This window comes from Bradyrhizobium sp. B039 (assembly GCF_038965675.1).
Classification (GTDB): Bacteria; Pseudomonadota; Alphaproteobacteria; order Rhizobiales; family Xanthobacteraceae; genus Bradyrhizobium; species Bradyrhizobium diazoefficiens.
In genome coordinates, this window is sequence record NZ_CP152416.1 from 2,321,418 (window position 1) to 2,335,970 (window position 14,553).

15 protein-coding genes are annotated in these 14,553 nt (G+C 64.0%); 7 read left to right on the forward strand and 8 right to left on the reverse strand.

Annotated elements, in window-relative coordinates; all coding sequences use genetic code 11:
• Positions 1-9 precede the first annotated feature (9 nt).
• Entirely contained in the window at positions 10-1,266 is a 1,257-nt protein-coding gene (locus AAFG50_RS11025) for a CCA tRNA nucleotidyltransferase (protein ID WP_011085256.1), read from the forward strand.
• The gene (locus AAFG50_RS11030; RefSeq protein ID WP_011085257.1) at positions 1,263-2,033 is read left to right on the forward strand and encodes a sulfite exporter TauE/SafE family protein; all 771 of its coding nucleotides are present in this window, start codon (positions 1,263-1,265) and stop codon (positions 2,031-2,033) included. The genes AAFG50_RS11025 and AAFG50_RS11030 overlap by 4 nt, the downstream gene beginning before the upstream one ends.
• Positions 2,034-2,316: 283 nt before the next feature.
• Here AAFG50_RS11030 and AAFG50_RS11035 read toward each other — a convergent pair whose 3' ends face one another.
• Together AAFG50_RS11035 and AAFG50_RS11040 are read right to left on the reverse strand one after the other, a co-directional pair.
• Positions 2,317-2,535: a hypothetical protein gene (locus AAFG50_RS11035; RefSeq protein WP_039183971.1), complete on the reverse strand. Its 219-nt coding sequence runs from the start codon at positions 2,533-2,535 to the stop codon at positions 2,317-2,319.
• 177 nt (positions 2,536-2,712) lie between these two features.
• Entirely contained in the window at positions 2,713-3,276 is a 564-nt protein-coding gene (locus AAFG50_RS11040; protein ID WP_011085258.1) for a hemerythrin domain-containing protein, read from the reverse strand.
• A gap of 322 nt (positions 3,277-3,598) precedes the next feature.
• On the opposite strand from AAFG50_RS11040, the gene AAFG50_RS11045 reads away from it, so the two are divergent.
• The gene (locus AAFG50_RS11045) at positions 3,599-5,170 is read left to right on the forward strand and encodes a hypothetical protein (protein WP_074077253.1); all 1,572 of its coding nucleotides are present in this window, start codon (positions 3,599-3,601) and stop codon (positions 5,168-5,170) included.
• 371 nt (positions 5,171-5,541) lie between these two features.
• On the opposite strand, the gene AAFG50_RS11050 is transcribed toward AAFG50_RS11045, so the two are convergent.
• The 6 genes from AAFG50_RS11050 to AAFG50_RS11075 form a co-directional block, all read right to left on the reverse strand.
• Positions 5,542-5,751, reverse strand: coding sequence for a DUF2158 domain-containing protein (locus AAFG50_RS11050; protein ID WP_011085266.1), 210 nt, complete (start codon positions 5,749-5,751; stop codon positions 5,542-5,544).
• Positions 5,752-6,100: 349 nt separating this feature from the next.
• Positions 6,101-6,847 carry an HAD family hydrolase gene (locus AAFG50_RS11055; protein WP_028175031.1) on the reverse strand — a complete coding sequence of 249 codons (747 nt, stop codon included), beginning with the start codon at positions 6,845-6,847 and terminating at the stop codon, positions 6,101-6,103.
• Positions 6,838-7,725, reverse strand: a complete 888-nt coding sequence (gene hemF, locus AAFG50_RS11060; RefSeq protein WP_028175030.1) for an oxygen-dependent coproporphyrinogen oxidase — start codon at positions 7,723-7,725, stop codon at positions 6,838-6,840. Before hemF ends, AAFG50_RS11055 begins: the two co-directional genes overlap by 10 nt.
• A gap of 119 nt (positions 7,726-7,844) precedes the next feature.
• On the reverse strand, positions 7,845-8,210 hold the full coding sequence (locus AAFG50_RS11065) for a 6-carboxytetrahydropterin synthase (protein ID WP_028175029.1): 366 nt from the start codon (positions 8,208-8,210) through the stop codon (positions 7,845-7,847).
• A 17-nt stretch (positions 8,211-8,227) separates the two neighbouring features.
• On the reverse strand, positions 8,228-8,860 hold the full coding sequence (gene queE / locus AAFG50_RS11070) for a 7-carboxy-7-deazaguanine synthase (protein ID WP_028175028.1): 633 nt from the start codon (positions 8,858-8,860) through the stop codon (positions 8,228-8,230).
• An 18-nt stretch (positions 8,861-8,878) separates the two neighbouring features.
• Positions 8,879-9,337: a tRNA (cytidine(34)-2'-O)-methyltransferase gene (locus AAFG50_RS11075; protein WP_011085271.1), complete on the reverse strand. Its 459-nt coding sequence runs from the start codon at positions 9,335-9,337 to the stop codon at positions 8,879-8,881.
• A 277-nt stretch (positions 9,338-9,614) separates the two neighbouring features.
• Between AAFG50_RS11075 and petA the strand changes: the two genes are divergently transcribed.
• The 4 genes from petA to AAFG50_RS11095 all read left to right on the forward strand — a co-directional run bounded on the left by petA (position 9,615) and on the right by AAFG50_RS11095 (position 14,479).
• On the forward strand, positions 9,615-10,145 hold the full coding sequence (petA, locus tag AAFG50_RS11080) for a ubiquinol-cytochrome c reductase iron-sulfur subunit (RefSeq protein ID WP_026232845.1): 531 nt from the start codon (positions 9,615-9,617) through the stop codon (positions 10,143-10,145).
• A gap of 62 nt (positions 10,146-10,207) precedes the next feature.
• A complete protein-coding gene (fbcH, locus tag AAFG50_RS11085; RefSeq protein WP_028175027.1) occupies positions 10,208-12,271 on the forward strand; it encodes a cytochrome b/c1 in 2,064 nt (687 codons plus the stop codon).
• A gap of 210 nt (positions 12,272-12,481) precedes the next feature.
• Positions 12,482-13,156, forward strand: coding sequence for a dienelactone hydrolase family protein (locus tag AAFG50_RS11090; RefSeq protein WP_011085274.1), 675 nt, complete (start codon positions 12,482-12,484; stop codon positions 13,154-13,156).
• Positions 13,157-13,276: 120 nt separating this feature from the next.
• Positions 13,277-14,479, forward strand: coding sequence for a DUF4375 domain-containing protein (locus AAFG50_RS11095; RefSeq protein WP_231166656.1), 1,203 nt, complete (start codon positions 13,277-13,279; stop codon positions 14,477-14,479).
• Positions 14,480-14,553: the final 74 nt, after the last annotated feature.

Here is a 14,553-nt window from a genome sequence, read left to right on the forward strand (position 1 = left end):
GGCCTGCCGATGAGCGCGGAGCCGATCCTCGCCGATGCGCCATGGCTGATCTCCGGCGGCACCGCGCGCGTCCTGCAATTGCTGGGCGCTGATGGCGAGGAGGCGCGGGTGGTCGGCGGCGCGGTGCGCAACGCGCTGCTCGGTCTTGTGCCCGGCGACATCGACATCGCGACCACGGCGCGGCCGGAGGAGGTGGTGCGGCGCGCCAAGGCTGCCGGCATCAAGAGCGTGCCGACCGGCATCGACCACGGCACCGTCACGCTGGTCATCGACGGGCATCCCTACGAAGTCACGACCCTGCGCGAGGATACCGAAACCTTCGGCCGCAAGGCCAAGGTCGCGTTCGGCCGCGACTGGGTGAAGGACGCCGAGCGGCGCGACTTCACCATGAACGGCCTGTCGGTCGATGCGACCGGTGTCGTGTACGACCATGTCGGCGGGATCGCGGATGCAAGAGCGCGCCGCGTGCGCTTCATCGGCGACCCCGACCAGCGCATCGCCGAGGATTATTTGCGCATCCTGCGCTTCTTCCGCATCCACGCCGCCTTCGGCGCCGGCGAGCCCGACCGCGACGGCTATCTCGCCTGCATCCGGGGACGCGCGGGCCTTGCCAGCCTGTCGGCCGAGCGGGTGCGCATGGAGATGCTGAAGCTGCTGGTGGCCGGCGGTGCGTCCGCCGCCGTGCTGGCCATGGCCGAGGGCGGATTGCTGCAGGCGCTGATCGGCGGCGTCGCCTATACCGGGCCGCTGGCGAGCATGGTCGCGATCGAGCGCGAGCTTGGCCTGCCGGCGAGCGTCACCCGGCGCCTGGCCGCGCTGACGGTGGCCGTGACGGAAGACGCCAAGCGCGTCGCCACGCGCCTGCGGCTCTCCAACGCCGAGGCCAAGGCGCTGGATTCGATGGGGCACCGCTGGTGGCGGTTTGCCACCAAGGACGAGGCCAATGCGCGGCGGCTGCTCTACCGGCTCGGTGCCGAGCGCTATCACGATCGCGTGTTGCTCGGCTGGGCGCGGGCGGCGGGCGACGTGCATTCGTCGCGCTGGCGCGAACTCGCCGAGCTGCCGCAGCGCTGGACTGCGCCGAAATTTCCGCTCCGCGCCGCCGACTTCATCGCGCGCGGGATGGCGGAAGGGCCCGCGCTCGGACATGTGTTGACACTCGCCGAGGACGCTTGGCTTGCGGCGGATTTTCCACTAGAGGAAGCCGCGCTCGCTTCCATCGCAGATCAAGCTGCGGCACGCGTCAGCCGCGAACGGAAAACGTGACCATCGTCTCGGGCTTCGCCGACATCTCGATCTTTCAGCTTCTGCTGGTCGCGTTGATGGCGTTGTTTGCTTCGATCATCGGTGGTCTCGCCGGCTACGGCACCGGCGCGCTGATGCCGCTGGTGCTGGTGCCCCTCGTCGGCGCCGAGCCCGTGGTGCCGATCATCGCGATCTCCGCGATCTTCACCAATTCGAGCCGTGCGCTCGCCTATGTCCGCTATGCCGACCGCCGCCGCGCGCTGATCGTGCTGGCCTGCGCGGCGCTGACGACCGCGCTCGGCGCCTACGGCTATACGCGCCTCACCAATGCGGGCGCCGCGCTCGTGATCGGCACCATGCTGATCCTGAGCGTGCCGCTGCGCCGCGTGCTCCGCCGCCGCCAGGTCAGGATCGGCGACACCGGCCTTGCCGCAGGCTCCGTCGGTTACGGCGTGCTGGTCGGCGGCACCTCCGGCTCCGGCGTGATCCTGCTCTCGCTCTTGATGGCCGCAGGCCTCGAAGGCGCCGCCGTGATCGCGACCGATGCGATGATCTCGCTCGGCACCGGCCTGATCAAGATCTCGGTGTTCGGCCTCGCCGGCGCCGTGAATGCGCAGGTGCTCGCCTTCGCACTGCTGATCGGGGCGATCGCGATCCCCGGCGCATTCCTCGCCAAGGCGTTCGTCGAGCGGATGCCGGTGCACATCCACACCGCGATCCTAGATGCGGCGGTGATCACCGGCGGGCTGGTGATGATCTCGGCGGCGGCGCGGCAGCTCGTCGCGTAGGTGATCCTCGCGGCATTTGCGTCTGGATCGCGGATATTGGCCCCGTCGTCATTCCGGGGCGCGCCTCTTGGCGCGAGCCCGGAATCCATTCATCCATCGACGCTGCAGCCCGATGGATTCCGGGCTCGCGCGGCGCGCGCCCCGGAATGACGAGACGGGCCAGGGCGTGTGCCCAGGAACGTCAGGTTTCGCGCCCAAACCGGAAATCGCCAAGCATAACCGCCATCGGCGGCTTTTGACCCAACTCAGATATCGGCGCCAGCTTCCGTCTCGCGTTTTGCGTTCAGGACCACGGCGGCTCTTCGCCCGCCGCGGCTGCCTCGTGGTTGATCGTGACGCCCGCCGAACGCAACCCGGTCAGCAAGACAGTTCTTACCGAGGCGGGATCAAATCCAATATCCTTGGCGTTTGGTGGATGTGCCTCGCTGTCCTTCAATCGGAGCGCCAGGTGCAATTGCTCGCAAAGGTGCTGAACGACGCGATTGACTTGATCGTCAGTCATCGTTGGCTTCCTCCTGCTACCTTTTGTTCGACTAGGTAGCACAAAATAGGGCGGTACGCGATTGGACGGCCCCAAGCCCAACCCCACACTCGTGGACGGGCCGGCCCGTCTGGTACGCCGGAAGTGACTGGCAGCGATGGGACATTGAGTCCAATCAGCGCATGCGGATGAGCTTGACTAGTGCCGTTCGGCTTCGGCTTCCTGTTCCAACTGCAGGATGCGCGCCCGTAACGCGTCGAACGTCTCTTCGGCGGCCTCGCTGAACAGCGGATCCTCAGGATTGGTCATGGCCGAGGCGATCTCCGTCCAATCCTCAGGCTCGAGAGCCTTCAGGGCGGCGGGAAAGAAATCGCGATCTTCCTTCATGATGTGGCGCCGCTCGTGCTCGATGAAATCGCGAACGATGGCATCCACGTCCTGCCGAAGCAGTTCGCGGTCGGCAAGAACGTTGTCGACCGCATGAGCGACGCGGCGCAAGAGTTCGGCCCCTTTCTGGTGTTCGCGGGCGAGATCACCGACCTTCGCAGCCGCAGCCGGATCGCGAATTTGCAACTTGGCGAAGACCAGGTCTTCCTGAGGGTGGTGGTAAACCTCCGGGTAAAGCTCGAAGTAGCTGATAACCGCGCCAATAACCTCATAGTCGGGGCGGTCGCCGCGGTCGAAAACCTCAAGTTCCCGCTCGAGGATGGCGAGCAGTTTCTCAATGTTGCGGTGCTCTTGGCTTAAGCGCTCAATGATCATTGGTGCGATCCACAAGGTGACCGATTGAGAAGCTCTTGAAAGCTTAGCCCCAAGTCGCCTCGGCGCTTTGCGCTAGATCAAGCTCCGGAGGCATGGTGCGCCATCCGCCTGTTCTATGTCGCTTATTTTGCCAATAGCGCGTCACGAATGGGAGGTCCGGGCTTGGACCGAAGCGGAACTCACCCAACAAAAGTGGAAACTCTTCCGCTGGTAGCTGTTTCTCGATAGCTCAACCTTTTAACGAATTATTAGGAGGCTCTACCGCAACTAGTTCTAGAAGAAAACAACAACCCTACCGGGTTTCAATACCCGGAGTAATCGCGTGAATGTACCCGCTCTCCTGATCCCAGAAGATCTCATCGATCGCGGTGCTCGCTCAGATCGATCGGTCGCGACCACTGTGTTCGCCCTGCTCGCCATCGCGTCGCTTCTCCCCACGCTGCTCACGCCCATTCCGGCGATGGTCGATTACCTCAACCACCTCGCCCGCATGTATCTTCTGAGCCAAATGGGCACCGCCAATGCCAATCCATATTACCAGGCGGCCTGGGCCTTCTATCCCAATCTGGCGATGGACTTGGTGGTCCCGCCAATGGCGCGGCTGATCGGCGCCGAGAACGCGACTCGGCTGTTTCTTCTTTTCGGCCAGTTGTTGATCATCGGCGGCGCGCTTGCGCTCGAATGGGTTGTGAAGCGGCGCGTTCACCTCGCCGGCTTCGCGGCGCTCTTGTTCCTCTACTGCCTGCCGTTCACGTGGGGATTCGTCAACTTCGAATGCGCTCTCGGCATCGCGCTCTGGGGCATCGCCGCTTATCTGTTCGCCGCCGAGCAACCAACTCCGGTACGTTTCGCCGTCAACACAGCTTTCGTGGTGGTGCTGTTTGCGGCGCATTTCTTTTCCTTGGGGATCTATGGCGCGACGCTCGGGTTCTATGAGCTGTGGCGCGCCTTCGACCGGAAACTGCCTTACCGCGACGCCGCGCTCCGGCTCGTCACGCTCGCAATACCGGCCGTGGCGCTGTTGGTCGTCATGCGACTGACCGCGGGCTCTGTCGGAAGCGAGGGCACGTTTTGGTATTTTGACTACAAGCTGCTCTGGCCATTTTTTATCATGAACGGCTACAGCATGGCTGTCTCGGGGGCGAGCGCGCTCGTGCTAATGGCTGCGTTATACGTCGCCGCAAGGTGCGGCATGCTAAAGCTGCAGCCTGCCGGGATCTGGGTCGCAACTGGCTTCGCGCTCCTCTACCTTGCGATCCCGCCAAGGCTATTCGGCACGGCGTTCGCGGATATTCGGGTTCTTCCTGCGGCCGCTTTGATCCTTCCCGCCTTCTGTTCGCTGTCACTGCCGAGCCGACGATGGACGATGGCCGCGCTCGCCATTGTCGGCGGCATCACGCTGGCCAATCTGGCCGTCGTGCTCGTGGTCTGGCTGTCGTACCGTGGAGACTATTCAGCTTTCATTCGGTCTTTTCAGAAGATTGATCGTGGTTCGAAGATACTGATCGGGACCAGCGGAGAGGGCGATGATCCACCGTTCAAGGACCTCACTCAGTATCCAATGTATTATGCGCCGACCCTGGCGGTGCATTACGCCAGTGCTTTCGTGCCGAACGTATTCGCCGAGGCCGGCAAGCAGCCGGTTCAGGCGCGGACCGAGGTCCGCCGTCTCGCCATTCCCTACGGTGGGCCTGTGCCGATACGCCTGCTGAGTGCAATCGCCGCAGGCCAGATGACGGCGTCCGACGACGCCGCCTTCATCCGCACCTGGTATCGAGATTACAACTATCTTTATCTGCTCGGCACCGGCGTGGCGAACCCGCTGCCAGACATGCTGAAGGAATTGGACAGGTCCGAGCGCTTCGTTCTCTACAAGATCCGCCGCACACCTTAGAGTATTTTCCTCTACGCGACGGACATGATTTCTCGTCATCGATCATTCGCTGGAGCCCGTTTGCTCCTGACATTTTTTCTATAGGCATCCGCGGACGGCGGGCTCGCCGCAGCGATGCCGGCTGCGCGCTTAGCGCAGCAGTTGCCCTCGTGTAAGCGTGCCGATGATGAAGTTACGCCCGCAACTAGGGAGAACAATGAGAACAATAAGTCCCGACGCATCAGATGGCACCTGTCCGAGGTAAGTCTGGTCGTGGCCCTTCTGCACCATGTGGCGATGTCCGCTCCTGCGCCGCGATTGGCGCAAAAGCGGACATCAGACGCTCCGGAGCCGAGCGCTCCGATCTAACTAGGCCGCGGCCTTAACCGCGCCTACTCCTCGTCTTCGTCGTCCTCATCCTCTTCTTCATCCTCGTCCACCTCTTCCAGGTGTTCGAGCACGGCGAGCGGCAGCGTCTCGCGAAACAGGTCGCCTTCCACGCCCATCCAGAGGCAGATTACGTCGTCGCCTTTGACTTCCGCGACGGTCAGCGGCTGGCCGCCGGATTTGAGCATGACGATATCGCCGGCTTTCAGTTCCATGGATGGTCCTTTCGGGTTGATTGACTTGAGAGGCTAGCAAGCCGGCATGACACGCCGATCACGGACTGCGGGATCAGTGGATGTGCTGCGGCAGCGCGCATCCGCTGCCAAGGCTGCTGAAACGCCGACGACGGAGCTTCAGGCCGGGAGCGGGACCATGACGGAGGCAAGGGCGCCTGCGCGATGGGTTGCGCAGGGGCTTGTCCGTCCCATGCGCCGCGATGATGGCATCATGCGCCCGTTTTGCCCGACGGGTCAAACGGTTTCGTAAAATCCGTAAGCCGTTGATTTTGCTGCAGCCGGCTACTGTGCATGGGGTTGTTTTTCGCGTTTTTGTTTCGCGCCCTGGTTACGATCGGTCCGGCACCAGCTCGGTCAGCGAGCGGATGATGCGATCGGGCCTCACGGTCGAGCCTTCGGGCAGGCCGTCGCCATGCACGTCGATCCAGATCGAATAGATGCCGAGACGCTGCGGCGTCACGACTTCCCATTCGAGGTTGTCGCCGATCATCCAGGTGTCATCAGCGGCGACGCCAAGCGCGTCCATCGCGTGCAGATAGGCGCGCTCCTCCGGCTTGCCGAAGCCGTGCTCGCCCTCGATCTGGATGTGGTGGAAGCGGTGCGCGAGCTCGAAACGCTCGACCTTGGCGCGCTGGGTGTCGGCGGCGCCGTTGGTCACCAGTGCGAGCTTGATGCCGAGCGCCTTCAACTTGTCGATCGCCTCATGCGCGCCGGGGAAGACGAACATCTCCTCCTCGCGATAGGCGGTGAAGCGGTCCGCGAGGCGGACGGCGAGATCATCTGGCAGGGCGCGGTGGCCGGCGGCCGCGAGCGCGGCGAAGCCGCCCTTGACCGTGAGGTGCCGGGCCTCGGCGAGCTTCATCCGCCAGGCGGCTTCCGCATTGGCCCAGAAGTTTCGCGCGAAAGCCAGGACTGCGGTCGCGACTTCTCGCGGCGGCAGCGGCGCAAGCTCCTCGGCGAACTCGTTCGCGATCGTGTTCCAGGCGATCTCGGGCCGGCCATAGGCCGACAGGATGGTGTCGTCCATGTCGATCAGCATGGCGCGGGGGAGGGGCCTCACGATGGTCATGGCCATTTCACCTCCGGCGGCAGCGACGACAAGATCGAATCTACATTGCCGCCGGTCTTGAGCCCGAAGATGGTGCCGCGATCGTAGAGCAGGTTGAACTCGACATAGCGGCCGCGCCGGATCAGTTGCTCCTCGCGGTCCGCAGCGGTCCAGGCGCTCGCGAAATTGCGCCGCACGATGTCGGGATAGATCTTCAGGAAGGCGCGGCCGACGTCCTGGGTGAAGGCGAGGTCGGCGTCCCAGTCGCCGCTGTCGTGCCAGTCGTAGAAGATGCCGCCGATGCCGCGCGCCTCTTTGCGGTGCGGCAGGTAGAAATACTCGTCGCACCATTTCTTGTACTTGTCGTAATCGGCAACGCCGTTCGGCTGCACGCAGGCCTCTTTCATCGCGGCGTGGAAGGCGATGCTGTCGGCGTCGTCCTGCGTGCGCCGGCGATCCAGCACCGGCGTGAGATCGGCGCCGCCGCCGAACCAGGCCTTGGTGGTGACGACGAAGCGCGTGTTCATGTGCACGGCGGGCACGTGCGGGTTGCGCAGATGCGCGATCAGCGAGATGCCGGAGGCCCAGAACCGCGGATCGTCCGCCGCGCCCGGAATCTGAGCGCGAAACTCGGGCGCGAACTCGCCGTGCACGGTCGAGCAATGCACGCCGACCTTCTCGAACAGCCGGCCCGACATCATCGACATCACGCCGCCGCCGCCGGCCGCACCGCTATGATCGGTGCGCTGCCAGGGCGTCCGCGTGAAGCGGCCAGCCTCGCCCGGATAGAGGCCTTGCGGGGCGTCGTCCTCCAGCCGCTCGAAGCTCGCGCAGATGTCGTCGCGCAAAGCTTCGAACCAGGCGCGGGCGCGCGTCTTGCGGTCTTCGATCGTCGAAACGTCCATATTCAATTCCCGAACGGACCTGCCGTAGGGTGGGCAAAGGCGCCCTTGCGCCGTGCCCACCATCTATCACCATTTGTCTTGATTGGTGGGCACGCTACGCTTTGCCCACCCTACGAAATCTAACCTTGCGGACCGTAATAGGTGCAGCTCTCGTTGCAACTGTCGCGATGGATGCTGACGCGGGTGAGCTTGCCGATATGCTGTAGCCGCTCCCAGACGAAGCGCGACAGGTTTTCCAGCGTCGGCTTGCCCAGCGCCTCGATCTTGTTGAGGAACTTGTGGTCCAGCATCAAGCGCACGTCCTCGATGGCGCGCTGGAGAAGGCCGAGATCGACCACCATGCCGGTCGCTGGGTCCGGGGTGCCGCGCACCGTCACCTCGGCGCGGAAGGAGTGGCCGTGGATCTCTTCGCTCGCCGCGCCGAACGTCGTTCCCGACAGTGAATGCGCCGCCTCGAAGCGGAACGATTTCGTCAATTCCCACATCTGTTCGAAAACCAATCCTATCTGATGCCGAGCGATTTGTGCGTCTGCACGCTGAGCCGCCATTGCGGATGGCGCAGGCAGTAGTCGATCGCGCGCGCGGTGTTCTCGGCAACCTCGGGCCCGTCCATCGGCTGCAGCGAGAAGCGCTCGAAGGCGAGGCCCTCGAAGGTTTCCGGCGCGGCGAGCGCCTGCGGATAGACCAGCTTCAGCTCGTGGCCGCGGCGCAGCACCAGCTCGCTGCCGCCCTTGGGGCTGACGCAGATCCAGTCGAGGCCATCCGGTGCGGCAATCGTGCCGTTGGTCTCGACGCCGATCTCGAAGCCTCGCGCATGCAGCGCATCGATCAGCGCGTCGTCGACCTGGAGCAGCGGCTCGCCGCCGGTGAGCACCACGTAGCGGTTGTCGTTGGAGGCGGTCCATTGCGCCGCGATGGTGTCGGCGAGCTCCGCGGCCGACGCGTAGCGGCCGCCGAGCGTGCCGTCGGTGCCGACGAAATCGGTGTCGCAGAATTTGCAGGTCGCTGACTGCCGGTCGGCCTCGCGTCCGCTCCACAGATTGCAGCCGGCAAAGCGGCAGAACACGGACGCGCGCCCGGCATGGGCGCCTTCGCCTTGCAGGGTCAGGAAGATTTCCTTGACCGCGTAACTCAATGGTCTCTCCTCAACATATCAACCTTGCGGGTTCCGGATCTGCCGCAGCGCCTCGCCTGCGGCCATCGCCGCGGTCATGGCGACATTGAGCGACCGCAGTCCCGGGGCGATCGGGATCACCAGCCGCGCATCCGCGGCCTCGACCACCGCGTCGGTGACGCCGGCGCTCTCGCGCCCGAATAGCAGGATGTCCGACGTCTGGTAACGGAAATCGCGGTAGTCGGTGGCGGCCTTGGTGGTGAACAGCAGCAGCCGGCAGCCCTGCGCCGCGCGCCACTCCTCGAATTGCGGCCAGGAGACATGGCGGGTGATGCTGACTTGGTCGAGGTAATCCATTCCCGCCCGGCGGAAATGCCGGTCGGAGACCGGGAACCCTGCCGGTTCGATGATGTGGGCAGCCAGCCCCAGGCAGGCGCAGAGCCTGAGAATCGTGCCGGTGTTCTGGGGGATGTCGGGCTGGAAGAGCGCTATCTGCATGGGCGGCGGCGGGTTGGTTGTGGGCCGGAAATGTCTCAATAAAACATCGCTGGCCGCGGAATTCGTGCATTGCACGCTTCCCCGCCGTTAGCGGGCTTGCGCTCGCCCGGCAAGGGTGCCAATAGAACGATTCTGGACTGCTGTTTTCGCTTGTTTTGGCGGGGACAAGCGAAGTTCTGCCGCCGCGGGGGGTCGCGGGCGCCGGCAGCCAGTTCTGGGGACCTTGGGGGCCCCCGGAGCGGTTCCACCGGTAGCATAAGAAGAAAGGGTTGGAATCGTGACGACAGCGTCTTCGGCGGACCATCCGACACGCCGTGATTTCTTATTCGTTGCAACGGGGGCAGCTGCAGCAGTAGGGGGCGCAGCCGCGCTCTGGCCCTTCATCTCCCAAATGAATCCTGATGCCTCGACCATCGCGGCCGGTGCGCCGATCGAGGTTGATCTCAGCCCGGTCGCCGAGGGCCAGGACATCAAGGTATTCTGGCGCGGCAAGCCGATCTACATCAGCCACCGCACCAAGAAGCAGATCGACGAGGCGCGCGCCGTCAACGTGGCGAGCCTGCCCGATCCGCAGAGCGACGAGGCCCGGGTCAAGTCCGGCCATGAGCAGTGGCTGGTCGTGATCGGTATCTGCACCCATCTCGGCTGCATCCCGATCGCTCATGAGGGCAACTACGACGGGTTCTTCTGCCCCTGCCATGGTTCGCAGTACGATTCGTCCGGCCGCATCCGTCAGGGGCCCGCGCCCGCGAACCTGCCGGTGCCGCCGTACCAGTTCGTTTCCGACACCAAAATCCAGATCGGCTGAGCTTCGGACCCTCGTCCGAAGCTTCGCGCCGTCTCGTCGTATTATTTCCTCAGGATCGCATCATGAGCGGACCATCCGACTACCAGCCGAGCAATCCGGCCCTGCAATGGATCGAGCGGCGCCTGCCGATCCTCGGCCTCATGCACTCCTCCTTCGTCGCCTACCCCACTCCGCGCAATCTGAACTACTGGTGGACGTTCGGCGCCATCCTCTCCTTCATGCTGGGGATGCAGATCCTGACCGGCGTGATCCTGGCGATGCACTACACGCCGCATGCCGATCTCGCCTTCAAGTCGGTCGAGCTGATCGTCCGCGACGTCAACTACGGCTGGCTGCTGCGCAACATGCATGCCTGTGGCGCGTCGATGTTCTTCTTCGCGGTCTACGTCCACATGCTGCGCGGCCTCTATTACGGTTCCTACAAGGAGCCGCGTGAGGTGCTGTGGATCCTCGGCGTTATCATCTACCTCCTGATGATGGCGACGGGCTTCATGGGCTACGTGCTCCCCTGGGGCCAGATGAGCTTCTGGGGCGCCACCGTCATCACCAACCTGTTCTCCGCCATTCCCTATTTCGGCGAGAGCATCGTGACGCTGCTGTGGGGCGGCTATTCGGTCGGCAATCCGACGCTGAACCGCTTCTTCTCGCTGCACTATCTGCTGCCGTTCCTGATCGCGGGCGTCGTCGTGCTCCACGTCTGGGCGCTGCATGTCGCCGGCCAGAACAATCCCGAGGGCGTCGAGCCGAAATCGGAAAAGGACACGGTGCCGTTCACGCCGCATGCCACCATCAAGGACATGTTCGGCGTCGCCTGCTTCCTGCTGCTCTACGCCTGGTTCATCTTCTACATGCCGAACTATCTCGGCGACGCCGACAACTACATTCCGGCGAACCCGGGCGTGACGCCGCCGCACATCGTGCCGGAATGGTATTACCTGCCGTTCTACGCGATCCTGCGCTCGATCCCGAACAAGCTCGCGGGCGTGATCGGGATGTTCTCGGCGATCATCATCCTGTGCTTCCTGCCCTGGCTCGATGCCGCGAAGACCAGGTCGTCGAAGTACCGTCCGCTGGCCAAGCAGTTCTTCTGGATCTTCGTCGCGGTCTGCATCCTGCTCGGCTATCTCGGTGCGCAGCCGCCGGAAGGCATCTACGTGATCGCCGGCCGGGTCCTGACGGTCTGCTACTTCGCCTATTTCCTGATCGTGCTGCCGCTGCTCTCGCGCATCGAGACGCCGCGGCCGGTGCCGAACTCGATCTCGGAGGCGATTCTCGCCAAGGGCGGCAAGGTGGTGGCCTCCGTCGCCATCGCGCTCGTCGCCGCCGGCGCGCTGTTCCTCGGCAGCTTGCAGGACGCGCGCGCCAACGAAGGCAGCGACAAGCCGCCGGGCAACAAATGGTCGTTCGCCGGTCCCTTCGGCAAGTTCGACCGCGGCGCGCTCCAGCGCGGCCTGAAGGTCTACAAGGAAGTCTGCGCCAGCTGCCACGGTCTGTCCTACATCGCCTTCCGCAACCTCGCGGAAGCCGGCGGCCCCAGCTATTCGGTGGCGCAGGTGGCGGCGTTCGCGTCGGATTACAAGATCAAGGACGGTCCGAACGATGCCGGCGACATGTTCGAGCGCCCGGGCCGGCCGGCCGACTACTTCCCCTCGCCATTTCCGAACGAGCAGGCAGCCCGTGCGGCGAACGGCGGTGCGGCGCCGCCCGACCTGTCGCTGATCACCAAGGCGCGCTCCTACGGCCGCGGCTTCCCCTGGTTCATCTTCGACTTCTTCACCCAGTACCAGGAGCAGGGCCCGGACTACGTCTCGGCGGTGCTCCAGGGTTTTGAGGAGAAGGTGCCGGAGGGTGTGACCATTCCGGAGGGCTCCTACTACAACAAGTACTTCCCGGGCCACGCCATCAAGATGCCGAAGCCGCTCAGCGACGGCCAGGTGACCTATGACGACGGCTCGCCGGCCACGGTCGCGCAATATTCCAAGGACGTCACCACGTTCCTGATGTGGACCGCCGAGCCGCACATGGAAGCGCGCAAGCGCCTGGGCTTCCAGGTGTTCGTGTTCCTGATCATCTTCGCCGGCCTGATGTACTTCACCAAGAAGAAGGTCTGGGCCGACTCGCACTGAGCGGCGTGAGACGAGAATGAAAAGGCCCCCGCTAGGGGGCTTTTTTGTTGCCGTCATTCCGGGGCGATGCGTAAGCACCGAGCCCGGAATCTCGAGATTCCGGGTTCGCACTTCGTGCGCCCCGGAATGACGGGACTGTGGATTGCGCCGCGCGCCCCCAGCGGCCAAAATGCCGCCAACCGCTCCCTCAGAAACTCACCGGAGGACACCATGGGAACCGCCATCACCTTCAAGCGCCCGGACGGCAAGGACGCATCGGGCTATCTCGCCAATGCCGCGCGCGGCAACGCGCCGGGCGTGGTCGTGATCCAGGAATGGTGGGGGCTGTCGGACCAGATCAAGGGCCTGTGCGACCGCTTTGCGCTGGCCGGCTTCGACGCGCTCGCGCCCGACCTCTACAAGGGCAAGGTGGTGCCGTATCACGACATGGAGAGCGCCAACAAGGAAATGAACTCGCTCGACTTCATGGACGCCACCACGCAGACCGTGCGCGGCGCCACGCAATATCTGTCGCGCAACGGCGCCAAGGTCGGGCTGACAGGCTTCTGCCTCGGCGGCGCCGTCACCATCATCGGCGCGACCAAGATCCCGGAGCTCGCGGCCGGCGTCGTGTTCTACGGCATTCCGCCGGAGCAGGCGGCCAAGCCCGCCGACGTCAAGATTCCGCTCCAGGCCCATTTCGCCAACAAGGACGATTGGTGCACGCCGGAGCTGGTCAACGGCTTCGAAAAGGCCATGAAGGCCGCCGGCAAGTCGCTGGAGCTGTTCCGCTATGACGCCGAGCACGCCTTCGTCAACGAGCAGCGCCAGGCCGTGCACGACCGCGAAGCCGCCGAGCTCGCCTGGGGCAGGGCGACGGAGTTCTTCCGGAAGCATCTGGGGTAACGGGGGCGGCCTGCGGCGCGAGCCAACTAACGTCTCTTGCTGGACCACGACTGCAATTGCCTTTTGCAACTATAAGCCGTAGTTGCATGGCGTTTCGCCATGGTGAACGTGGGAGGCGTAATGATCGAAGGAAGCCGGTTAACAACAGTTGTCGTGTCTCTCGATGCGCTGGAGGCGGCTCAAGCACCTGAGAAGGCTGACTACCTGACCGAGGCGGTGGTCTACTACGTCAATGAAATTCAACGCGTCGGCGTCTACAAGGGACGTGAACTGCCGGCTGTGGCCATGCAGGCCTATCACGCCGACTACTATCTCGCTCAGGTCAACAACGGCGGTCACAGTCAGTTCATCGGTAACACGGGCGTTGCGATGCTGCCGACGACATCTGGCGATGCGCTCGCTGGACTGAAGGCTATGGGAGCGGCCGCGCAACACCAGATCCTGCAGGAAATGATGGACTGGGTGAAAGCCAATCCCGGCGAGGCTGCACTGCAAAACGGCTTCGGGGAGCGCGCCGCGCCGCTCGATGCGCTTGACCGTCGCTTCTATGAGGCCGAACGACAGCAACCAATGACGCAGCTGGCAGCCCGGTGGATCGCGAGCTGGCCCGAATTGCGCGCCGTAGCCAAGCAGCAATACGCATCCGAAATCCAGCGGCTTGCGCAACTTAATCCGCATCTGTCGCAGCGACGGATCTGGCGAGGCGTTCGCCAGATCCGCTTCCAGATGACTGACCGCTTGCAAATCACGGTCGCCGCCGCATGCGGGGCGGTGGCGCCCGAGCCAGAGCTCAAGCTCATGGTTCTTGCAGGAAGCAGTATGGAGGTGGAAGGGCAGCAATGCATGGCCTTCGGCGTTAAGACAGATAAGGGCGCGCGACTCTGCGTTTATGAGGATGCGGGTGGACAACTTTATGAGTACGGCCCGGGCAGCCAGAGCCCGAAGCCTGCGGAAATGCATGAAATTTTGAAGAGCTTTCCGCCATCACTGGTGGGCGGGCGGCTATCTGTTGTGGGGGCTGACGCGATCCGGAATTTCTCGAGGATCGCCGAGCAAAACCTTGCAGCCGAAGCCATCGACCTGCTGTTGCGGAAGTCGGGTCTGGATCCGACCGCGATGATCACGGCGTTGGACGTGAGCGACGACCGGGCGGCATGGTATGCGGTCACAGGAAAGACCTGCGTTTTGATTGAAACCTTGGGCGACCGTGCCAACGTGATCGGACCTGGCGGCAAGCCCGCGCTCACGGTCACGCGGGCGGAAATCGAACGACATGCCGCGGAGGCGGCTGTGGGGCGCGACAGCCTGGAGATCCAGGCATAAGCCGCAACGCGATCCGCGCCATTTTGGTGATCGAGGCCGCCCGGCCGCCCTTGACGCCGTCCCCGCGCCATGGT